This is a genomic window from Clostridium sp. 'White wine YQ' (genome assembly GCF_028728205.1).
Lineage (GTDB): Bacteria > Bacillota > Clostridia > Clostridiales > Clostridiaceae > Clostridium_T.
Genome location: NZ_JAQYUU010000001.1, coordinates 1,787,242 through 1,808,670 on the forward strand (window position 1 = coordinate 1,787,242; position 21,429 = coordinate 1,808,670).

Genomic DNA, 21,429 nt, shown 5'->3' on the forward strand with positions numbered 1-21,429 from the left:
CTCTCCTTTCTACATATCCTCTGCTTTAACAAATTTATTATAAATTACAGTTACTGTTATCAAGAATATACTCATCATTACACTAATAGCTGCTGCCTTTGGAAAGTCAAATTTACCAAATGCTAAGTTATAAACTAATTCCATAATTGATATAGATGCATTATTAGGGCCACCATTTTTCATTACCATTGGTTCGTAGAGAACTTGGAAAACTGATACAACCTGAAGTATTAAAAGTGTACGTCCTAAATTTTTCATGTTTGGAATAGTTACGTGTACAATTCTATTCCATATGCTTGCACCATCAATTATTGCAGCCTCATATAATTCATGATTAATACCTTGAAGACATGCTAAGTATATTAAGGCTGTGGCTCCTGCACTCCTCCAAGTCATAGTTATTACTATAAGTGGAATTGTGAGCTTGGGGTCATTTAACCAAACTTGAGGATCCACACCAAACTGATGCAAAATTATATTTAGAATTCCAGTTTCACCAGGTCTAAATATAAAGCCCCACATCATAACTGTAGCAAGGCCAGGAACTACATTTGGGAAATAAGTTCCTATTCTAAAGAGTCCCTTAGCATAAACCATCTCATTTATTAAAATAGCCATAACGATTGGTACTAAAAATCCTAATATTAAAGACCAAATGGTATAGGCCATTGTGTTTTTTATAGCAGGAATAAATGCTGGATCTTTAAATACATCCCTATAATTTTGCAAACCAACAAAATCTACAGTATTAATACCTCTAGCACTATAGAACGAAAGTCTTATGTTCTCTATTAAAGGCTCCCACACAAAGAATATAAATAAAATAATTGCAGGAATCATTATTAGCCATCCAGATATATTCTTTTTTATAAAAATATTTGTTTTATTTGGTTTATTTACTTTTGGCTTTCCTTTTACTTGAAGCATCGGAGTCCCCCTTCCGCATTTTAATTCTCCATAAAATTATGCATGTCCCCTGCAACTAAACAAAGGATTCTGCAATTGCAAAGAACATGCTATAATCTCATTTAAAAATTATTGTTATTCTCTATTTAGTGTTATCTAAAACAGTTTGGAAATTGTCATTTGCTTTATTTAATAATTGAGAAACATCAGCATTTTTATCAGTAAGAACAGCTTGAAGTACGTTGGTTAATTCTTTGTATAAATCTTGAGTTGCTACAGGTTCTTCAAGATGTAATACACCTGGTTTCTTTATCCAATCATAGTAGTCGTTGTATAAAGCCATATCAACATTTAAGTATTTCTTTTGAGCATCTGCTTGAGCTTTTAGATAATCAGGATCAGTCCATGCTGGGAATGATGGTAGTATTGGTACACCCTTTGCAACTCTAGCCTGTGCATCTGCTTCTAAACCTTTTATAGAATCATCTGTAGTTACAGGTGCTTTTCCCATAAGTACAAGATACTTAAGTGCTGCCTTTACTTGGTCATCAGTAGCATTTGCAGCAAACATATATGGAGTTCCTCCGCTTAATGCGTATTGTTTTCCATCAGGTCCTGCTGGTAATGGTGCCATTGAAAGGTTTTTAATGTCCATTTTATTTAGTGCTAATTGATCTGCAGAGTCAGGTGAAGCTATATACATTGCAGCATCTTCAGTAGCGATAGCTTTATAACCTGATGCCCAATCTTCATTAGTTGGATCTGCAGTTAAAACATCATATTTCCACTTTAAGTCTTTTACATATTGCATAGCTGCTATAGCTTCTTTTGAATTAAGCTGTGCAGTCCATTTTCCATCTTTTTGAACTTCAAATTGAGCTCCAAAGTCCCAAGCTATATTTGTGAAAAGCCATCCGCCTGCAGCATCTTTAGCTAAAATATCTATACCTGCATGTCCAGTCTTTTCTTTTATGATTTTTGCATCCTTTGCAAGTTCATCCCAAGTTTTTGGATATATAGGTTTTCCGCTTGCATCTGCTAAGCCTGCATCTCTAAATAGCTTCGCATTAATCATTAAGCCTTCGGCATAACCATCACGTGGTAGGCCATATATTTTACCGTCCTTAGAAAGTAATTTCTTTACATCTGGGTTCATTTTTGTATCCCAGCCAAGTTCCTTTAGTTGTGGGGTTATGTCTCTGACAAATCCATTGTCGATAAGTTTTTGTGGTTCAGTATACCATGTATCAAATATAGTTGGAGCATTTCCTGCTGTTGCCATGGAAACAAAACTATCTACAGCATATTTATAATATGCTGGTTCAATTTTTACATTATCACTTTCTAAGATTTGCGCTGCCCATTTTTTATGCTGTTCAATTTGATCAGTTAATCCATCCTGTGGCCATATACCAAGCTTAACCGTAACTTGGCCATTAGAATCTGTAGATGTTGGCTTGCTCTTTGCGCATCCAGTAATTCCAACTACTGATAACATAAGTCCAATAGCAATAATTTTTTGAAGGTTCTTTCTCATTTATTCTCCCCCTTGATAATTTATAATTAATTAGGTTTAACGTTCAACTTAATCTCAGTATAAAGGTTTACATACCCATTGTCAATATATTACTCTAAGACCTTTTACTGTAAAATACTACAAATAAAGCTAAGTACTTTAAATCTGTACTTAGCTCTATTTGTCGATTTCTTTATAAATTATGCTCATTTTGTATGATTTATATCTTTTACGCTATATCTTTCTACTAATGACACAGGTAAAATCAAATTATTATTTTCAATTTCATCTCCTTCAATAACTTTTATAAGTGATTCTGCAGCAACCTTTCCTTTTTCTTGAGGATCTTGATGTATTGTTGTAAGTCTAGGTGCTGTAATTGAACTTATATATAAGTCATCAAAACCGATTACAGAAAAGTCATCTGGTACACGCTTCCCTTGCTCATTGAGTCCAGATATAATTCCTGCGGCTAGTATATCTGCTGTAGCAAAAATTGCCGTTACATCAGTTCGCTTGCTTAATTTATGTCCCAGTTCTATACCTTCAGAGGCAACTATCTCTTGCTGGTAAACATTTTTAGAGTTAAAGGGAATACCCCCTTCTTTAAGTGCCATTTTATATCCCAAGAAACGTTCTTCTACAACTCCATTTCGCTTAATTATAGGAGATGCAAAAACTATAGAACTATGCCCCTTATCTATTAAATATTTTGTAGCCAGATATCCCCCTTTGCAGTCATCTATTCCGATGTTTAGCACCTTAGGATTATCTACATAACTATCTATAAGAACAAAAGGTACATTTGCATTCTCTAGCTTTTCAAAAAATTCATCTTGAAACAAACCAATCAAAATTAGACCATCTATATTCCAGTTGCGAAGTAATGAAAATAAGTCTTCGTGGCTATATACTATACGTACCATTAAATAATAACCTTTTTCTCTAAGCTTTTCTTCAATTCCATCAATTACAACACTATGAAATGGATCTGAAATAAAGTTTCCACCCTTTCCTGGCACCACATGATTAATTACTCCAATGATTTTTGATAATTTATTTACTAAAGATCTTGCTGTCATATTAGGAACATAATTATTTTTTTCAATAATCATTTTTATCTTATCGACAGTTTCTTGTGCAACACGCTTATAATTTCCATGTATAACATTGGACACAGTAGTGACACTAACATTTGCTTCTTTTGCTATATCTTTCAATGTAGCCATATATTCCCCCCTGATTCATGGTATCTATAAATAATTTTCTTCTCAAAACCTTATAATCTGATATTAAATGCATTATATATAATATACACCCATTTTCTAATTTTTAACAATAGCTATTATTTAATCATTTTGAAAATAGTTCCCTAATGGGACCTTCAAAAGCAAATATCACTTCAATTAAAATTAATAAGATTACTATAATTTCTAAGATTGTAGATGTTCTAGTATGACTTAAATCCGCAAATATCTCAATTGTATCTAATAGTGATTGAATCTTTGCATTTAAAACCTTATATCTTTCATCTAATTCAAAAAGATCTGCAATATCATTAAAAAAAATCTCAGCATCTTGGTTTTTCCAAGTAATATCAGGTTTATCAAGTAACATTATGTAAGATATAGTTGTATGCTTAAAAGATAAAACTCTCCCAATTATAGCTGCTGCCTTTTTCCCTCTTAAATTCACCTTACCTTTTCTAAGGGATACAATTATTTTTTCAACTTCGTCCAAAACCTCTGATACCCTGTTTTCTATTGTTTCTAGTGCAACTGATTTTGCCAAAACAAGTGCTGTCATATCCAAATGATAATTTTCTATATCTTTAGTATTATAAACCTCAAAACCCATTTCAGCTTCTTCACTTTTATCTGAAACTATATCATATTCTTCTAAGCAATCGTATCTCATGTCTTTATTTATGCTCTTTATACTTTGCGGAATGCTTCTTATATTTTCTATAAATTCATCTATTTCTTTTCTTGTAAAGTTCACAAACACAATAGATCCAAAATAATAAATATAGACCATTTTATTTTGTGAATTCCCCAAGCTCCCTAGGTTCTGTTCTTTTAAAATCAATGGTTCTTCCCACTTAACTTTTTTGATTATATTATAATAATTACTTATTTTTGTGATATTAAATTCACTGCAAATAGCTCTCGATGTAAAATGAAATTTAGTCATAAATAATACTCCTTTTTATAAAGTTTCTTTATTATGAAACTTTACATAAACTTGATATTATTATGAATCAATTTATTACTTTTTATTTTCGTTACTTTATATATTGAACCTATGAAATTTCAAATAATATGTACCTAGAAAAGTATTATAAATTAAACTTCATTTTCATATTCATTTTATATAACAATATACTTGGGAATGAATATGAAAATAAAGTATGTACCCGTTTTGCGATACATAAGAGAAGAAAGAAAGGCACTCATGAATGTAAAGCTTTCAAATAAGACACTTCCACTTTTAGAACTAGTAAATGAGAGAGCTGCGCAAAAAAGAACTGGAAACTTTCAAGATACTTATTTAAACGACATAGCAAGACTTAACCACCCTATACTTGTTGATATACCTATTTATATGAATGTAAACAAAGGAACAAGAGAAAATGTAAAGTTGTTTTTAAGTAAATTCAAGCTAAATCCATCATTAAAAGTCCATTATTATACGTCTCTTGCCATAAATAATAACATTATTCCTACTCTTTCTTATGAGCCCAAAGCCAATTATATAGCACATACCTTTATTAATGATTGTAAGGAGCTTAGAAAAAGCTTTAAAACGATTTGCTTTCGCATATTTAATTCAAAGGATCTCCAAAACATTCTCTTGGATATAAAAAGGGTTATAAAACCAAATGATATTTTAATCTTTGATATTAAAAATGACATGCATAATTCTGAAAGATTAAAAACTCCCATAGCTCAAATAAATAAATTAAAAGAAGCTATAGGCTTTACCTCTGTAATAATAAGATCTGCAATTAATCCCAATATCATATTTAACAAAATGCTTGATGGATATGTAATTACTGAAGCCAATAATTCATTATTATATGATTATGCTTATTTAGGATTTGATGCTTTTGGCGATTATGTAGGCATTCGAAAAGATTCTACTATATCAAAAGGGGGAAGTAGTATACCAAGTGCAGGATTTATATTTTATTCTTGGCACATAAATAGTTATTTAGGCTATAGAGGTAGATTTGCTAATTACGATGAGTTTATTAAGCATATTAAGCCATCTGTAACTAAATCACTTTATTGGCTTAGATACACTTATAAACATCATCAAAACTGCCCTGGTTGTCAAGAAATTATAACAAGCTTAAGTACTCATTCTTGGGACTGGAAGAGATACTCAATTGAGCATTATTTATATACTATGGAAGAAAATCTCTAAGAAAAGGAGGACATTTCATTTACCTTTATGGTAAACAAAATGTCCTCTTAATTATTTCATACTTCTTAATAATCTATAGGGTTCTTTTTTCTTTAAGAATTTTTTTCTTCCAAAGACGGTAATTTACTGATATAGTTCCTGGGTTTTCATCGTAGACTCTCATTACAGCATCTGAAGTTGAAGCTTCTACTATATCAATAGCTACTGGTATTGCCTCGCCAGTTACCTCTATTGGTACTGGACTTTCAGGTACTTCTACTTCTCCTCTAGCTGCTACTCTAGCTTCTAACCTTCCAGTAGCCTCTGCACTAGCTGCTAGGGTTACAGCTGCTGTTGCCCATGGTTCTAAATCTCCTAATGAATACATTGCTTCTATTACTTCTAAAGATGAACCTAATAAATTAGCTTGTGGTGCTTCCCAACCTGGAGTTGAATTTTCTTCATCCAAAACTACCCCTCTATCAAAGGTGCTCTTAAGTGATACATCTTTAACTCTAGCGCTAGACATATTAGTTACTGAAATTCTATATTTTACTGTTTCCTTAACGCGTGCTGCTTTTGCTACTCTGGGTGTTTCAGGTGTTACAGCAAGACGTAAAGGTTTCTGTTCATCAGCCATTATACTACCCTCCTAAACATACTGCTACCTTAAGTGCTTTAATTATAATTATGCTCACTTTATAATATTATGGAAATATATAATATGTTCTGTTTTAAAACAAAAAAGAAAGTCAAACCTGACTTTCTTAAACAATTTATTTTTCTATTTTCTAAACTCTTCTATCTTCTTTTTATTTATATCATTAATACTTAGGCTAACTCCTTTGCAATTTATAACTATTCCTTGCATCTTCTCAGACAATGCAAGCAAATCATCGTAGGTTGTAATATTGCTTTGCCATTCATTTTCATCATATACTTTGTTAAATTCTATCCAATCTGTAAAGGCAGGTAACCATGCAATATTTTTTTCATCCACTATATTGGCAATTTGAATAGTCGTTCCTTCCTTTAAGACCTTAATACCAGAAGCATCGGCAATTGATGGTGTATTTTCAATTACCTTTATTGGAAGTAGATATTTTGCATTAAGAACTTGATTTATCATTTCACTTTCTAATGCACTAATAACTTGATTTCTTCCTTCAAAATTCTGTTTTGAATATAATAATTGAAAGAACTTAATCATTGAACGTTGTAACATAGGATTAGTCACAGGAATATTTATTTCTGGAACATCTGTCCAATCTGGTGGTGGTACTATTCCGTCTCTATTAATTTCAATATTGTATTCTCCATTATCAATTAAAATCCTGTCAATCCCTATAGTATGTAGTCTTGCAAATGCTAATAATACATCTTCTCCAGTTAGTTTTCTAATATCCAGCATTAATAATTGCTGCATGAAGTAATCTTGAGCATTCTTAGCATAATTCTCTTTTGAAAACATCCATACTCTTTCTTCATTATCTATGTATGGATAGTTAGTGTTTTTATCATAAGCTACATAAAATTCCTCTGCTGATTTTATTTTTCCCTCTAATACATCTAAGAAAACTTTAATTTTCTCATCAAAATTTATATCTTCATAAACCTTATTTGCTTTTAGATGTTTTGCAGAATGAACTAAAAATATAATTTCTTGTACTTCTAGCTCGTTTAACCCATCTAAAGATATTTCCTTCTTTAATAAAAATGAACCTCCAAGCTCATCTTTTCTTTCTTCTGTCATTAATTCTCATCCCCTATTTTATTTAATAAATAATTCTCTATATCCTCTTATTATATACTACTATATATTATTTCTTCAATGTTTGCGTCTAATGCGCCCTTAAACATAAAGACTTTGCATATGCTGCAAAGCCCTTATGTTTAATAATAAATAATTATTACATTATGCATATATATTTACCTTCATAATATTATGTCCAATCCACAATATCTGCAGAAGTTGCGCTGCTTTTTACTACTTCTATACCCTTCATACAATTTTCCTTCGTAGCAAACTTTTCACTAGTGGCAATAATTTTTCCATTAGCCGCTATTAACTGAAAGTAATATTGACCATCACTATTTTTATTTACTTCAAATTTTGGTTTGCTCTTTGCTGAAGATGAAAAAAACATAATTAACCCTCCCATAATTAAATACATTTAACAAACTTATTATAATATATGAATTTATAGTCTTCAATATTTTCTTATTTTAGCATTTCTACTCAAGATATTATTATATCACAAATTACCATTAGTTTCTTCTTACATAAAACCTACTCCCTTTGATAATAACTAAGACTAATGCTACTAATGAACATGACACTCCATATGTACATGAACTTAAAGGACTTACCTTGTGACGGTGAGTCCTTTATAAAAATTTCAATGGTCTTTGAAATAACACCAATTATTTTTTACTTTCACGTTCAATTAATTTAATTTCTAACTGCTCTAAGATCATTGGCCAAGCCATTTCATGTCCATTCCTTGATTCCTCATCAGGGAATCCTTTGTGCATTAGTTTTAATAAAGTTCCCTTATTAGTTTTACTTAGTTCTACTGTTACTACGGTTTCTGCCCCCTTCGTTCCGCCATCTCCAGTAACCCATGTAAGTTCTACTAATCTATTAGCCTCAAGTGCTAGAAATCTTCCATAGTGAGGATGACGAATTCCTTGAAATTCTGTCTCAAAGAAAAATACTGTATTGATTTTTCCTTCCATAATAACCGACCCTGGTGCTGCAAACCAAAGATCAAACTCCTCTGTCCATGCTTTATACAATATACTAGCCTCAAAAGGCATTTCCCTTTCTACTGAAAGATTATATGGTCTTGATGATATATCCGGAAATGAAACTGCTTTTAGTTCCATTAAAATCACTCCTTGCTATATATTATTATGTAAATTATATCATAAAGAACTAGGGACACTTGCCCTAGTTCTTTATGAGTCTATGTCCCAAACTATAAACTAATATATAATGTGCAATTGTAATTATGCTCATCACTATTGCTACTATTTGATGCCCCGAAATTTTAAATGCTAATATTGCAATAGAGCAAATTAATAACTCTTGGAATAAACGAAATAGTTCTTGATTTTTTGCTACCTTGCGAAAATTAAAAAATCCCCAAAAAGAAAAAATAACTATAGGTAGCATGCTACTTAAAATAATTTTCATAAATGTATTTTCTCCAATAGAGTATCCCAATAGTGCAAATGCAACAACTATCCCAAACTCCATAATACCTCTTAGGATTACCTTCATCCAAGTTAAGATACGCATTTTAATCCCTCCATATAGATATAATTTCATAAACCAATTGATACTTATTATTATATAATATTAATTACAATGTTAAAAGTGTCAATCTTATTAGATTGACACTTTTATAAATATATTATTTACATAACTTCCATAATGACTGAGTCTGGTGCTTCAAACAAAAGCTCTTTATAACTAAAATGCACTTATTCCTACTCTATCTACAAAATCATTAAAGCTTTCATTTTTTAATTTGTTTTCCTTAAAAAATAGTATTATTTTTTCTAAAACTTCATGTACTTCAGTTGCTTTAACACGGCGATTAAGACTTTGTGCAAATTTCCCTTCCCCACTAAGTGTCCCACCTAACCAAACTGTAAAAGCATCTTCATTACCTTTCTCTGTTTTTATTATTGCTCCTTGTAAACTGATATCTGCAATGTGCTTTTGTCCACATGAGTTAGGACATCCAGTAAAATGAATACGGATTGGAGTATCTAATTTTATCTTTAAATCAAGATAAGTTGTAACTTTTTTAGCTAATTCTTTGGTTTCAACTAGGGCTAAATTACAGTATTCCTTACCTGTACATGCTACAGTATGTCCAATAAATGTATTGGGTTCAGGAGATAGATTTTTAAATATATCTTTTTTAACTACAGTTTTAATTTCTTCATTGCAAATACCTGAAATGATAATATTTTGAGACAATGTAGTTCTGAGTTTTTGATCTCCATATTTCTCTGAAATTTCTGCTAGTTGTAAAAGTTCATGGAAATAAATTTCACCTAATGGCAAATTAATTCCTATATAGCTTTTTCCGTCCTGCTTTTGTGGATGTACCCCAAAGTAATATGAAGAATTCCAAGCTCCTAGCTTATCCTCACCTTGTGATTCTAACTTTCCAACAATTTCTTCTAATTTTGCTTGGAACTTTTCTACGCCCCAATCAGCCACTAAGAATTTTAAGCGAGCTCGTGTGCGCTTTTCCCTATAGCCATAATCCCTGAATATAGTACATACACCTTCAGTAATTTTCTTAACTTCCTCTGGTCTAACAAATATGTTTAGCTTTTGTGCTAGATGAGGCATAGCTGAAAGTCCTCCCCCAACCCAAACGTGAAAGCCTATTACTTCAGCTTCATCTATATTTTTTGTTGCTGGAGTAAATGAAATATCATTTATTTGAGCATGTGCAGCATTATTTGTGCTTGAGGATATTGATACTTTAAATTTTCTAGGCAAATTTGAAAAATCTTTGTTAAGTAAAAATAAGTTATTAACATCTTCTACTATTTCGGTTGTATCCATAAGTTCATATCTATCTATACCTGAAAGAGGATTTCCTACAATAGTTCTTGGACAATCTCCACAAGCTTCATAGGAACTAAGTCCACAAGCTTTAAGCTTCTCAAAGATACCTGGTAAATCTTCTACCTTAATCCAGTGAAATTGTATAGCCCCTCTTGTTGTTACATTTGCAATTCCACGTCCATAATCTCTTGCAATTTCTGCCAATGCTGTTGCTTGACTTGCAGTCATAATTCCAGAATTAATACGTACTCTTATCATAAAGTATCCATTTCTAGGTTTTTGTTCGTAAACTCCAGCCCACTTAAATCTATTCATATCCTCAGGAGTTATGGCATTATACCCTTCTTTAGAATACTTCTGAATAATTGTTTCTATTATATCTAAGCCATCCTTTTCAAGCTTTATCTCTTCTACTTCATTTATCTTCGGATCCTCAGACCAAGTTGCATTGTACGACATTGATAGCCCCCTATCTATTTAATTAAACGTTCATTATTCATTATTCATTTTTCATATATCTATATCCACGGTTTACACCATCTGCTATATAGATAAGATTATCAAGTTTCATTAGCTTTAATTGTCCTTTTTCATCCAAGTAGTCTTTTGCTATGGCTCTACCCTTTATATTTGCTAAAATATTAGTCACTCCATCATAGTAATCTCTTTCTATTACGTCTGTTAAAGTGCATTCTATTGCAATAGGGCATTCCTCAATGATTGGTGCATTAACTACCTTAGATTTTATAGGAGTTAAATTACTTGATTCAAATTTATTAACTTCAAAACCAGTATTTCTTCCACAGAAATTTACATCCTTAACAAGTGATGCATCTGGTATATTGATTACAAAATCTTTAACTTCTTTAATTTGATTTATTGCATATCCTTTGCTGCTAAATCCAAGAACTACCATGTCTTTAAGTGTGTATGATGATGAAAGTGTTGTTACGTTTGGAACTCCATTTTTATCATAAAAACTTATAAGAATTACAGGGAATCCATAATACATCTTTGGATAGTTGACATTTATCTTTTCCATTATATAATCCTCCTTAAATTTATTTTACAAATAAACTTCTTGAACTTTTGTAGTTCCTATATTAGCATAAGAGTATAGTTTAGTAAAATTGAATTATTTGAACTTACACTTCAAATTTATTGAAGTATTAAAGGTGAGGTATCTTAGTATGGAATTTAGACAATTAAAAACATTTGTGAAGATTGCACATTCAGATAGCTTTTTAAAAGCTGCAGAAGATCTTGGATATGCTCAGTCAACTATTACATCTCAAATACAGCTTTTAGAAAAAGAACTCGGTATAAAACTATTTGAAAGAATAGGACGAAATATGAAATTAACCTCTAGAGGATTAGTTTTTCTAAATTATGCTGAAAAAATAATTACACTAGCAAATGAAGCTAAAGAAGCAATAAGTGATGTTAATGTTCCTATGGGGACTTTAAAAATCGGGGTTGTTGAATCTCTTTGCACAGTTAAACTTCCAAAATTACTTCAAGATTATAATATAAAATATCCTGAGGTAGAGGTAATAATAAAACTTGGTACTTGTTCAGATCTACATGATATGCTTAAAAATAATGTTGTTGATTTTATCTTTACATTAGGCGAGCCAATTATAGATGCTGACTTAATTACTTGTATGTCTTATAATGAACCTATGGCTATCTTGGCATCTCCTGCAAATAAATTTGCTTCTAGAAAAAAAATTACTTTAAAGGATATTGCTAATGAGCCATTAATCCTAACTGAAAAGGGGTGTAGTTATAGAGGGGTTTTTGAATCAATGTTTTATATCCAAAATTTGAAACCTCATATCTCCTTAGAAGTTGGAAGTATTGAAACCATTAAAACTTTTGTTTCTAACAATCTAGGAATTACTTTACTCCCTGTAATGGCAGTAGAAAATGAATTGAAGCAAGGTAAATTAGTAAAACTAGATTTAATTGGATGTCATTTTAATATGATGACACAAATTTTATATCATAAAAATAAATGGTTAACGCCTTCCATGAACGTATTTATAGAAGGTATAAAAGCTACTGGAGGCAGTATTTCTCCATAAACACTCAATAAAAAGTGTCAACCTAATAAGATTGACACTTTTATAAATATATTATTTACATAACTTCTACTCTATTTCGTCCATTCTTTTTAGCCCTATAAAGTAGTTCGTCAGCTTTTTGTATTATTTCAGTTTCATAGCTGCTATCATCAAAATCATGTGCGAAAACCCCCATACTAATGGTGATCTTTACATTTTGATCTCCAATACTAAACTCATGTTCATCAACTCTTCTTCTAATTCTCTCACATAAATTATAGGCATCATCTCTAATTGCCCCTGGCAACACTATACTAAATTCTTCTCCGCCATATCTACCAACTATGTCCCCTTTGCGTACCGATGATGTTAATATCTCGGAGAGATCTTTTAAAATTCTATCTCCTGCCATATGCCCATATGTATCATTGATTTTTTTAAAATAATCTATATCTAACATGACAAAGGATAGATTGCCTTTACTTCTTCTTTGCTTAGATACTTCCTTTTCAAGTAATTCTACAAGTACAGCATGATTATATAATCCTGTTAATCCATCCTTCATTGCAAGCGACTTTAATCTATCTTGTAATTCCTTTAACCTAAGGGCAGATTGAATTCTAGCTATTACTTCTATTTCATCAAAAGGTTTCTTTATATAATCGAAAGCTCCAATCTCCATGGCCTTCTTTATATCCTTCCCATCTGTTCTTGCTGTAACCATAATTACAGGAATGTCTCTAACCTCATATTCACTCTTTAATATTTTACAGACTTCAAAACCATCTATACCAGGCATCATTATATCAAGCAAGATAACATCTGGTTGAAGTGTGTGAGCCATTTCAAGTACGGGAAAACCATTATTTGCAGAAAATACTGTGTAATTTTCAGCTTGTAAAATATCTGATAAAATCCTCACGTTAAAGTGTGAATCATCTACAACTAGTATTTTTTCATTCATAGTATCTCTCCCCTTTTACCAATAGTAACCTTCATAAAACCTTTTCATCTTTAGTAAATTTACTAGCCAATTTACTATAAAAAAGACTTACATTTTCCTTTTTTAAAAGATTTATACCATGTAAAAATTATAGCATATATAGTAGCTTTTAGCACCTAATTTTTTGTGTGATATAGTGCATTGATTGTCATAGTTTTTATTTAATTATCTCACTTTCCTCTTACTTATATATAAATATCAGAAAATTCAACATGGGTTGATTGAACAAGCCTATTATCTAGTAGATCTTCTAATTGTTTCTCTTTATCCTCTTCACTAACTATTTCATCAGGTATTAATACAGTAAATGTGCTTCCTTCACCTACTTTACTTTTTACTGATATACTTCCTCCTAATGCTTCTACAAACTTCTTAACTAATGATAATCCTATACCTGTCCCCTCTGCTTGTCTTGATAATGAGCTATCAACTTGTCCAAACCTTTCAAATATAGTTTCCACCTTATCTTCTGGAATCCCTATGCCATTATCCTTAACCTCTATACAAACACTTCCTTTATGATATCCTATACTAACAATAATTGACTGACCCTTACATGTAAATTTTATGGAATTAGATAACAGATTTAAAATTATTCTTTCATATTTTTCATCATCAATTGCTACAACCTTCTTTTTAAATGAAGTGATAAATGTTACTTTAACTCCTTTTTGAAAAGCATATTCACATACTGATTCTGTAATTGCTTTAGAAAGAAAAACTATATCTATATTCTTTTTATTAATTTTAATATGACCTGCATTTACTCTAGTTATATCTAAAAGATTATTAACAAGTCTAAGCTGCCTAAATGTATTTTGTCTAATCATTCCTAAATATTCTTTGCTTTTCTCTGATAATTCCTCTCCACAAATTAAATTCATAGCTTGTATAGCTGTACTAATAACATTAAGTGGAGTTCTAAATTCATGAGATACCAAGGATAGAAATTCATCCTTCATCTCTAATGCTTTTGTTAAGCTTTCATTTTTCTCCATCTCTGATACAAGTAATTTTTCCTGCATTACTCTTAATTTATTTTGATTTTCAACAAATTCAGTCATGTCTCGTCTATAGAAAATTCCATAAAGGAAATCTCCATTTTCATCGTAAACACCTTTTGCACCATAGGTAGTATAATTAGTCTTTCCGCAGCAATTATAATACGCTATTTCATCTTTAACTTTTTCACCTCTCATTACTCTAACTAATGGCGACTCCTCAAAAGTGATTACCTTTCCATCCATGCTATAAAGTGTTGTTAAATTAAAAAAGTTTCTTACTTTTTCAAATATATTTATATTTCTACTTCTTGTTTTTTTATCTGAAAACAAAACATTTCCTTCTTTATTGAAAACTATCATCATTTCATGCATATTTTCCATAATATCTTCAAGAAGTTCCTTCTGCAACTTAATCTTCTTTTCCTGCTCCATAAGTTCAGTTATATCAATGGTTGTAAATACGCCCAATTCTACATTTCCTTTTGAATTAAATACTGGAATACCATTTGTAATTGTATATAACTCACTACTATCTTTTATTACCTTAATTTTTTGATTTTTAACCTTCTCTCCTTTAAGTACTCTACTCACACATATATCTTCTGACCTCAACTTATTCCCTTCAAAATCAAAATAATCTGCTTGCTCATATGCTTCCTTTGCTTTCTTCAGATCCGTAAATCGATTTGTAATAAGCTTACTTTGTTTTATTAAGTTTCCATCTACATCAATTAGTGTTAAAATATCTCCTACACTTTCTATAATTGCCTCAAGTCTTTTATTTTGCTGCTCTATTATTCTTTTTGCTTCTACATCCTTAGTGATATCTCTACTATAAATTACAACTAATATTATGTCTCCATTTATATTATAAATTGGTCTTCCGTTAATACTAAGATGTCTTGTAATTTCATTACTTTTCATCGTTATCATTTCATTAAGAATTACTTTATTATTTAAAATTTCAGAAACTATAGTTTCTTTAATGGATATTTCTTTGCCATCTATGTCATAATACTTATATTTCATATATGCAATACCAAAATCATTAACCTCATAACCAGGAAAGTAACTCTTTGCTGAATTATTAACCAAGTAAGGCATTTTATCAGAATCATAAATAAAAATAGCATCATCTATTCCCTGAATAATCTCTTCTAATTGCTCTTTTTGCTTTTTAATTATTTTCGCTTGCTCCTGAATTTTTTTTCTAGAAAGAACCTGCTCTGTTATATCTAATGACATTACAACACAATATTTAATTTCACTATTTTCAATAATTGGTATTAAGTATAGCTTCCAGTAGGTAGTTCCCCTATTTAGGCCATCATACATAATCTCTTCATAGTTATTTGATTTTCCAGTTTCAAGTACATTCCTCCATACTTCTTCTAAAGAACTTCCCTTAAATCCAGTTAAAAATTCATACACATTTTTTCCTACACAATTTTCTTTAATATTATATGGCGCGTCAAAGATGCTAATATACCTTGAATTAGCTTTTATAAGTGTTCCATCCGGCACGCTGAATATTCCAACCCCATAAAAATTATCTGAGCATAACGTATTGATGAAAGGAAATTTACGTTTTGCATCAAAATTAGTTCTTTTTAAAAAGATATATATCCTCTCATCTTTTACATCTATTACTTTAATATTAACAAATCTTACTTCAAGTGATTTTGAGAACAAAAAATACTCTACCTTATCATTTATGTTATTAATATTTATGTCTGGTCCAACCTTAAGAGTTATTAATACATCTGATATATTTTTATTTAATAACTCCTCAAAGGTATATTCAGTTATATTGGTAAATTCATTACTTACCTTTGTTACTATTTGGTTTTTTACTAATATATAAGGAACTTCTTTTAAACTATTAAAGGAATTATTAGCATGCATAAATGTACCCCCAAGACTAACAACTATTATGATATGTTTTAAAACATACAATGATATATTATCACATCGTTCCATTTTTTTCCATTTTTTATTTGCTTTAACTTTTACTCCAAAGACTTTTAATATATAATTTCTTGTAAAAAAATAGTACGTTTATTTGTAATTCCAAACAAAACGTACTTATAACTTTAAAGTCCATAAAAATTTAATTGCATTTAAAAAAATTCTTCCATCCATTATTCAAAAAAGAGCTTAAACTAGGTGATAGCTCTCTCACAGGCTCTTTAGTATTACTTATAAATAATTTTACTTGTCCATTGGCATTCTGTTTTTCAATTTGAGCTCCATTTTCCACTTTAGTTTCTATATCATAGGTAGCTTCTTCAATCTGAATTTTTGTTCCGTCTTTTGATTCTATTATTAAAGATGTTGGGTTTCCGCCTTTATTAGTAACTTTATCCTTAGTATTGTCTATTATTTTACCGGATTTCATCCAATACAAAATATTATTTGCCATATCTACGTGTTCTTTTTTACTAAAATCAAAAGCCAATTCTTTCTTTGGGCTCGCTCCTACACTCGATTCAATAATTTTCATACTACTTATATTTTCAATTGTAGGTACTTTTAATTTATTTTTCCCATTGTATATTGTAAAAACAATAGCTGCTATTAACACCAAGCTTATAATTGGAATTACTTTTCTTTTCAAGCTATCCCTCCATAATACATATTTATTTAATTTACATATCTTTATTCCATTATATTACTTTTCAGTGTAACTAATCAATTTTTTAGTATAAAAATAACCTCACGATAAAATATATCATGAGGTTATTACGAAATCGTTACTTTTCAAATGCTCCAGCAACTAATTTTAGTTTTTCTGTTATTAATATATGTTGTGGACAATGTCTTTCACACGCCTTACATTCAATACATTCTGAAGCCTTTCCTCTTCCATGAGATTGACGATCATAATGCATTGCTGGGAAATTTCTATCTCCATATAAGTGATAGGAATTATATACTGAAAAATATGCAGGTATATTTATTTTCTTTGGACAATCATCTACACAGTACTGACAATTAGTACATGGAATTGCAATTGATTCATTTATTATATCTACAACTTTTAAGATTATTTCTTTTTCCTCTTTATTAAGTGGTTTAAAGTCTGACATATATGCAGTATTGTCTTTTAATTGATCAATACTATTCATTCCACTTAATACCATCATTACTCCTTCTAAAGAAGCAACGTATCTTATTGCCCAAGATGCAAAAGACATTTCCTTATTATATTCTTTAAATAATTCTTGAGCTTTTTCTGGGGGATTTGCAAGTCCTCCTCCTTTTATTGGCTCCATAACTATAACTGGCTTGTTATGCTTTCTAGCAACTTCATAACACTTTCTTGATTGAATACTTTCACTTTCCCAATCAATATAGTTTAATTGTAATTGTACAAACTCCATTTCCGGATGCTTTGTAAGTATTTCATCTAGTAACGCTGCTTTATCGTGAAAAGAGAACCCTATATGTTTAGCTTTTCCTTCTTCCTTTAGCTTTTTCATAAACTCAAAGCCACCAAGCCTCACTGAACTTGCATAATTCTTTTCTCCTAGATTATGAAGCAAATAATAATCAAAATATTCAACTCCACATCTTTCTAATTGCTCATTAAAGAATCTTTCATAGTCTTCAGTTTTAAATACACTAAAAGTAGGCATTTTATCTGCAAGTAAGAAAGCTTCTCTAGGATATCTATCTACTACTGCCTTTTTAAATGCTCCTTCACTTAATCCTTGATGATATGGATAAGCTGTGTCAAAATAAGTGAATCCTTGCTTAATGAAATGATCTGCCATTTCATTCACTTGAGCTTGATCAATAGCCTTAGGATCATTTTCAACTAAACGAGGTAATCTCATACCTCCAAAACCTAATTTCTTCATAATTACTCCTCCATTTTCCCCTTTGTAACCTTTCCTTTCTCACCTAAAAAGGAAACGTTGCTTAATTCTATTTCCATTCTAAATAAAATGGATTAGAATTTTTTTCTTCTCCAATGGTACTGCTATCAAAATGTCCCGGATGTACCCTAACATTTTCATCTTGAGTTTCTATTAATTCAATTATGGATTTTTTCATTGAAACAAGATCACCTGTTGGGAATATCCACTTACCTACTCTACCTTTAAATAGAGTATCTCCAGTATATAAATCTTCCCCAAATTTATAGCATACACCTCCAACTGTGTGTCCTGGTGTATGAATTACATGAATTTCCTTATCATCAATTTTAAAAATCTTAGATTCATCAATTTGAATAAGATTAATTTTCTCTAAAGAATAACTCATTTTTCTTCCATAGATTTTAAACACATTATTGTAGTTATTTAATAAATTCTGATATTCATCCTGATGAACATATACAGGAACATTGAAACAATCCATAGCACTAATATGATCAGCATGGCCATGAGTTAATAATATTCCAAGTACCTCTAAGTTATTATCTTCTACGTATTTAATTATTCTTTCTTTTTCATAGCCTGGATCGACTATATAACACTTATTGTTATATTCTATGAAATAACAATTAACATCCTCTTCTCCATGAAGCACTAATTTATTCATAATCTCACCTCATCTATGAGAAATATTATTTATTTCTTATAACTTCTACCTTATATCCATCTGGATCAGTTACAAAATAGTAGTTTGGACGGTTTCCTGGTAGTCCTTTTAAATCTGTAACTGCGTAACCTAATGCTTTATGTTTTTCTCTTTCGCCTTCTAAGTCATCTACTCCAATTGCTGTATGACTAAACCCATTTCCAACTTCATAAGGTTTTTCTTGATCATAGTTATAAGTTAACTCTATTTCATATCCTCCTTCTTCATTTGAAAGATATACTAAAGTAAATTTATTTTCAGGAAAGTCTTTTCTTACTGTTTCAATAAGTCCTAGTGCATCTCTATAAAATTTTAGTGATTTTTCTAAATCCTTTACTCTTATGCATGTATGAAGCATTTTAACTGCCATAATACCACTCCTATTCTATAATTTTTTAAGTTTCATTTTTATTATATAAATTAAGGTATTTTATAACAAGTACGCACTTTTAGGAAACTACCTAAAAAAAATACCAGAAGTGTGTTCAAAAGAAAAAACTTCTGGCATTAAATATTTCTGTATTAAATTTAAAATCTTTTACTTATAGTACTGTACCTGATGCCTCTATACGTTGACCGGTAACCCATCCCATTTCATCTGTGCATAGACTTGCAACAACACCTCCAATATCAGAGGCTTCCCCCATTCTGCCGAGTGCAGTCTGAGAAGCAATCCTTTCTTTCAAACCTGGATTTTTAGCATAAGTATCTCCACTAAATTCAGTGTTAACAGCTCCTGGTGCTACGGTATTAGCTCTTATACCTCTTGCTCCAAATTCTTTAGCTAGATATCTAGTGAAAACTTCTACTGCACCTTTTGCTGAAGCATAAAGTCCAGAACCTGGAGATGAAACATGAGTTAGCATTGTTGAAGTGTTTAAAATTACGCCTTTGTCTGCAATAAGAGGAATTAGTTTCTGTGTCAAAAAGAAAACTCCTTTAAAGTGAGTGTTAAATATTTTATCAAACTCTTCTTCTGTGACTTTTAAAAAAGGAGTATGGTTTGAAATTCCTGCATTATTAATTAAGAAATCAAATTGCTCTTGATTCCATTTTTCTTTTAAAACCTTTGATAAATTGGTTATAAAATAATCAAAGTAAGATACATCGCTAACATCAAGCTGAATAGCTGCAGCCTTACCACCATTTGCTTCAATTTCTTTCACAACCTCATCTGCTTTTTCTTTTTGTGTATTATAGGTAATAATTACATCTACTCCTTTTTTTGATAAGGATATTGCAGAATCTCTGCCAATTCCGCGGCTTCCACCTGTAACTAATGCAATTTTACTGTTTTTGTTCATAAAAGTCTCTCCTTTAGATATTTATTAATCACTTGAAAATTAATTTTTTATGATTTATACTCATGTTAATACCTAGAGCTATATCTAGGTCAAGGTTTTTTTAATAATTTTTAAAGGAGATTATAAAATGACTTATTCTATAAAAGATGTTTCAGAAATACTGGGACTTTCTATATATACAATTCGTTTTTATGACAAGGAAGGACTTCTGCCATTTGTCTCAAAAAACAAATCTGGCCATAGAGAGTTTACTGAGTCCGACTTAGGTTTATTTAAGGTAATTTGTTGTTTAAAGAATTCAGGAATGCAAATTAAAGAAATTAAAAAATATATTGAATTATGTATGGAAAGTGCCAATAATATAGAATCGCGAAAAAATTTACTTGTTGAACATCGAAAAGAAATTGTTAATCAAATAGATTCTCTCACTGAAATGCTTAAAGTAATTGACTTTAAAATAGACATGTATGAAGCTCCTAACGCCGTAGAAATTGTTAATGAACAAAGAAAACAAGCTTGTACGGAAAAACGTGAGAATAATTTACCTGAAACTATGGTATTAGATCTATAAAAAAGAAGCCCTTCTAGGGCTTACACTTAAGTGTGACTGAATCAAAGTTGCTAGAAACCGCAACCTTTTTATCGCCTGGCACCGCGATTTTTCATCTTTGGGAAAGGATTTGTATACATTAGTAAAGTTCTTCAAAGGCTTCAACTTCAGCTCTCTGCTTAAACATGCCTGAAAATTACCAGAACCCGCAATTTTCAAACAAGTTTAAGCTGTGCTTCCGTAAAGAAGCCTTTCTAGAACTTAACTTCAACTAAAAACTTATGAGCGGTGAAAAATTATTTGAACCCACAATTTTTAGGTCTTGAAAGAGATATGTTTATATACTAAAGTTCTTCTAGAGCTTAACTTCAACTAAAACTTATTTTACTTAATCAAGTTCTTCTAGAACTTAACTTCAACTAAAACTTAAGCATGCCAGAAAATCGCTTGAACCCGCGATTTTCTAACATGCTTAAGTTAAGTTTTCG

The 21,429-nt window shown here is 30.6% G+C and carries 21 protein-coding genes; 3 read left to right on the forward strand and 18 right to left on the reverse strand.

Annotated elements, in window-relative coordinates; translation table 11 throughout:
- Nucleotides 1-9: 9 nt before the first annotated feature.
- From PTZ02_RS08990 to PTZ02_RS09005, 4 genes are all read right to left on the reverse strand, one after another.
- Nucleotides 10-927 carry a carbohydrate ABC transporter permease gene (locus PTZ02_RS08990; protein ID WP_274227451.1) on the reverse strand — a complete coding sequence of 306 codons (918 nt, stop codon included), beginning with the start codon at nt 925-927 and terminating at the stop codon, nt 10-12.
- Nucleotides 928-1,048: 121 nt separating this feature from the next.
- Nucleotides 1,049-2,443, reverse strand: a complete 1,395-nt coding sequence (locus PTZ02_RS08995; protein WP_274227452.1) for an ABC transporter substrate-binding protein — start codon at nt 2,441-2,443, stop codon at nt 1,049-1,051.
- A gap of 185 nt (nt 2,444-2,628) precedes the next feature.
- Complete coding sequence (locus tag PTZ02_RS09000) at nt 2,629-3,651, reverse strand: LacI family DNA-binding transcriptional regulator (RefSeq protein WP_274227453.1); 1,023 nt, start codon at nt 3,649-3,651, stop codon at nt 2,629-2,631.
- 124 nt (nt 3,652-3,775) lie between these two features.
- Nucleotides 3,776-4,615 (reverse strand): RMD1 family protein, encoded by an 840-nt coding sequence (locus PTZ02_RS09005; RefSeq protein WP_274227454.1) that lies wholly within the window; start codon nt 4,613-4,615, stop codon nt 3,776-3,778.
- 204 nt (nt 4,616-4,819) lie between these two features.
- On the opposite strand from PTZ02_RS09005, the gene PTZ02_RS09010 reads away from it, so the two are divergent.
- Nucleotides 4,820-5,851 (forward strand): beta family protein, encoded by a 1,032-nt coding sequence (locus tag PTZ02_RS09010; protein ID WP_274227455.1) that lies wholly within the window; start codon nt 4,820-4,822, stop codon nt 5,849-5,851.
- 73 nt (nt 5,852-5,924) lie between these two features.
- Here PTZ02_RS09010 and PTZ02_RS09015 read toward each other — a convergent pair whose 3' ends face one another.
- From PTZ02_RS09015 to PTZ02_RS09045, 7 genes are all read right to left on the reverse strand, one after another.
- The gene (locus PTZ02_RS09015; protein WP_274227456.1) at nt 5,925-6,470 is read right to left on the reverse strand and encodes a hypothetical protein; all 546 of its coding nucleotides are present in this window, start codon (nt 6,468-6,470) and stop codon (nt 5,925-5,927) included.
- Nucleotides 6,471-6,614: 144 nt separating this feature from the next.
- Nucleotides 6,615-7,583, reverse strand: a complete 969-nt coding sequence (locus tag PTZ02_RS09020; RefSeq protein ID WP_274227457.1) for an SseB family protein — start codon at nt 7,581-7,583, stop codon at nt 6,615-6,617.
- A gap of 190 nt (nt 7,584-7,773) precedes the next feature.
- Nucleotides 7,774-7,977, reverse strand: a complete 204-nt coding sequence (locus PTZ02_RS09025; RefSeq protein WP_274227458.1) for a YegP family protein — start codon at nt 7,975-7,977, stop codon at nt 7,774-7,776.
- A 277-nt stretch (nt 7,978-8,254) separates the two neighbouring features.
- A complete protein-coding gene (locus tag PTZ02_RS09030) occupies nt 8,255-8,719 on the reverse strand; it encodes an SRPBCC family protein (RefSeq protein ID WP_274227459.1) in 465 nt (154 codons plus the stop codon).
- A 64-nt stretch (nt 8,720-8,783) separates the two neighbouring features.
- Entirely contained in the window at nt 8,784-9,134 is a 351-nt protein-coding gene (locus PTZ02_RS09035) for a DUF2568 domain-containing protein (RefSeq protein ID WP_274227460.1), read from the reverse strand.
- Between the two features lie 174 nt (nt 9,135-9,308).
- On the reverse strand, nt 9,309-10,886 hold the full coding sequence (locus PTZ02_RS09040) for a nitrite/sulfite reductase (protein ID WP_274227461.1): 1,578 nt from the start codon (nt 10,884-10,886) through the stop codon (nt 9,309-9,311).
- A gap of 40 nt (nt 10,887-10,926) precedes the next feature.
- Nucleotides 10,927-11,469, reverse strand: a complete 543-nt coding sequence (locus PTZ02_RS09045) for a flavin reductase family protein (protein ID WP_274227462.1) — start codon at nt 11,467-11,469, stop codon at nt 10,927-10,929.
- A gap of 148 nt (nt 11,470-11,617) precedes the next feature.
- On the opposite strand from PTZ02_RS09045, the gene PTZ02_RS09050 reads away from it, so the two are divergent.
- On the forward strand, nt 11,618-12,514 hold the full coding sequence (locus PTZ02_RS09050) for a LysR family transcriptional regulator (RefSeq protein WP_274227463.1): 897 nt from the start codon (nt 11,618-11,620) through the stop codon (nt 12,512-12,514).
- A gap of 55 nt (nt 12,515-12,569) precedes the next feature.
- Here the strand turns inward: PTZ02_RS09050 and PTZ02_RS09055 are convergent, their stop codons facing one another.
- The 7 genes from PTZ02_RS09055 to PTZ02_RS09085 all read right to left on the reverse strand — a co-directional run bounded on the left by PTZ02_RS09055 (nt 12,570) and on the right by PTZ02_RS09085 (nt 20,391).
- Nucleotides 12,570-13,457 carry a diguanylate cyclase gene (locus PTZ02_RS09055; RefSeq protein WP_274227464.1) on the reverse strand — a complete coding sequence of 296 codons (888 nt, stop codon included), beginning with the start codon at nt 13,455-13,457 and terminating at the stop codon, nt 12,570-12,572.
- 224 nt (nt 13,458-13,681) lie between these two features.
- A complete protein-coding gene (locus PTZ02_RS09060; protein WP_274227465.1) occupies nt 13,682-16,405 on the reverse strand; it encodes a PAS domain-containing sensor histidine kinase in 2,724 nt (907 codons plus the stop codon).
- Between the two features lie 205 nt (nt 16,406-16,610).
- A complete protein-coding gene (locus PTZ02_RS09065; RefSeq protein ID WP_274227466.1) occupies nt 16,611-17,117 on the reverse strand; it encodes a hypothetical protein in 507 nt (168 codons plus the stop codon).
- Nucleotides 17,118-17,253: 136 nt separating this feature from the next.
- On the reverse strand, nt 17,254-18,363 hold the full coding sequence (locus tag PTZ02_RS09070) for an aldo/keto reductase (protein ID WP_274227467.1): 1,110 nt from the start codon (nt 18,361-18,363) through the stop codon (nt 17,254-17,256).
- 67 nt (nt 18,364-18,430) lie between these two features.
- Complete coding sequence (locus tag PTZ02_RS09075; protein WP_274227468.1) at nt 18,431-19,048, reverse strand: MBL fold metallo-hydrolase; 618 nt, start codon at nt 19,046-19,048, stop codon at nt 18,431-18,433.
- A gap of 25 nt (nt 19,049-19,073) precedes the next feature.
- Nucleotides 19,074-19,457 (reverse strand): lactoylglutathione lyase, encoded by a 384-nt coding sequence (gloA, locus tag PTZ02_RS09080; protein ID WP_274227469.1) that lies wholly within the window; start codon nt 19,455-19,457, stop codon nt 19,074-19,076.
- Nucleotides 19,458-19,629: 172 nt separating this feature from the next.
- Nucleotides 19,630-20,391, reverse strand: coding sequence for an SDR family NAD(P)-dependent oxidoreductase (locus PTZ02_RS09085; protein ID WP_274227470.1), 762 nt, complete (start codon nt 20,389-20,391; stop codon nt 19,630-19,632).
- A 127-nt stretch (nt 20,392-20,518) separates the two neighbouring features.
- Between PTZ02_RS09085 and PTZ02_RS09090 the strand changes: the two genes are divergently transcribed.
- The gene (locus PTZ02_RS09090) at nt 20,519-20,962 is read left to right on the forward strand and encodes a MerR family transcriptional regulator (RefSeq protein WP_274227471.1); all 444 of its coding nucleotides are present in this window, start codon (nt 20,519-20,521) and stop codon (nt 20,960-20,962) included.
- The last annotated feature ends 467 nt before the right edge of the window (nt 20,963-21,429 follow it).

Excerpts from the sequence above, each read along its gene's own strand:
- PTZ02_RS08990 (WP_274227451.1), bottom strand. The coding sequence starts at position 927 with ATGCTTCAAGTAAAAGGAAAGCCAAAAGTAAATAAACCAAATAAAACA.
- PTZ02_RS08995 (WP_274227452.1), bottom strand. The coding sequence starts at position 2,443 with ATGAGAAAGAACCTTCAAAAAATTATTGCTATTGGACTTATGTTATCA.
- PTZ02_RS09000 (WP_274227453.1), bottom strand. The coding sequence starts at position 3,651 with ATGGCTACATTGAAAGATATAGCAAAAGAAGCAAATGTTAGTGTCACT.
- PTZ02_RS09005 (WP_274227454.1), bottom strand. The coding sequence starts at position 4,615 with ATGACTAAATTTCATTTTACATCGAGAGCTATTTGCAGTGAATTTAAT.
- PTZ02_RS09010 (WP_274227455.1), top strand. The coding sequence starts at position 4,820 with ATGAAAATAAAGTATGTACCCGTTTTGCGATACATAAGAGAAGAAAGA.
- PTZ02_RS09015 (WP_274227456.1), bottom strand. The coding sequence starts at position 6,470 with ATGGCTGATGAACAGAAACCTTTACGTCTTGCTGTAACACCTGAAACA.
- PTZ02_RS09020 (WP_274227457.1), bottom strand. The coding sequence starts at position 7,583 with ATGACAGAAGAAAGAAAAGATGAGCTTGGAGGTTCATTTTTATTAAAG.
- PTZ02_RS09025 (WP_274227458.1), bottom strand. The coding sequence starts at position 7,977 with ATGTTTTTTTCATCTTCAGCAAAGAGCAAACCAAAATTTGAAGTAAAT.
- PTZ02_RS09030 (WP_274227459.1), bottom strand. The coding sequence starts at position 8,719 with ATGGAACTAAAAGCAGTTTCATTTCCGGATATATCATCAAGACCATAT.
- PTZ02_RS09035 (WP_274227460.1), bottom strand. The coding sequence starts at position 9,134 with ATGCGTATCTTAACTTGGATGAAGGTAATCCTAAGAGGTATTATGGAG.
- PTZ02_RS09040 (WP_274227461.1), bottom strand. The coding sequence starts at position 10,886 with ATGTCGTACAATGCAACTTGGTCTGAGGATCCGAAGATAAATGAAGTA.
- PTZ02_RS09045 (WP_274227462.1), bottom strand. The coding sequence starts at position 11,469 with ATGGAAAAGATAAATGTCAACTATCCAAAGATGTATTATGGATTCCCT.
- PTZ02_RS09050 (WP_274227463.1), top strand. The coding sequence starts at position 11,618 with ATGGAATTTAGACAATTAAAAACATTTGTGAAGATTGCACATTCAGAT.
- PTZ02_RS09055 (WP_274227464.1), bottom strand. The coding sequence starts at position 13,457 with ATGAATGAAAAAATACTAGTTGTAGATGATTCACACTTTAACGTGAGG.
- PTZ02_RS09060 (WP_274227465.1), bottom strand. The coding sequence starts at position 16,405 with ATGCATGCTAATAATTCCTTTAATAGTTTAAAAGAAGTTCCTTATATA.
- PTZ02_RS09070 (WP_274227467.1), bottom strand. The coding sequence starts at position 18,363 with ATGAAGAAATTAGGTTTTGGAGGTATGAGATTACCTCGTTTAGTTGAA.
- PTZ02_RS09075 (WP_274227468.1), bottom strand. The coding sequence starts at position 19,048 with ATGAATAAATTAGTGCTTCATGGAGAAGAGGATGTTAATTGTTATTTC.
- gloA (WP_274227469.1), bottom strand. The coding sequence starts at position 19,457 with ATGGCAGTTAAAATGCTTCATACATGCATAAGAGTAAAGGATTTAGAA.
- PTZ02_RS09085 (WP_274227470.1), bottom strand. The coding sequence starts at position 20,391 with ATGAACAAAAACAGTAAAATTGCATTAGTTACAGGTGGAAGCCGCGGA.
- PTZ02_RS09090 (WP_274227471.1), top strand. The coding sequence starts at position 20,519 with ATGACTTATTCTATAAAAGATGTTTCAGAAATACTGGGACTTTCTATA.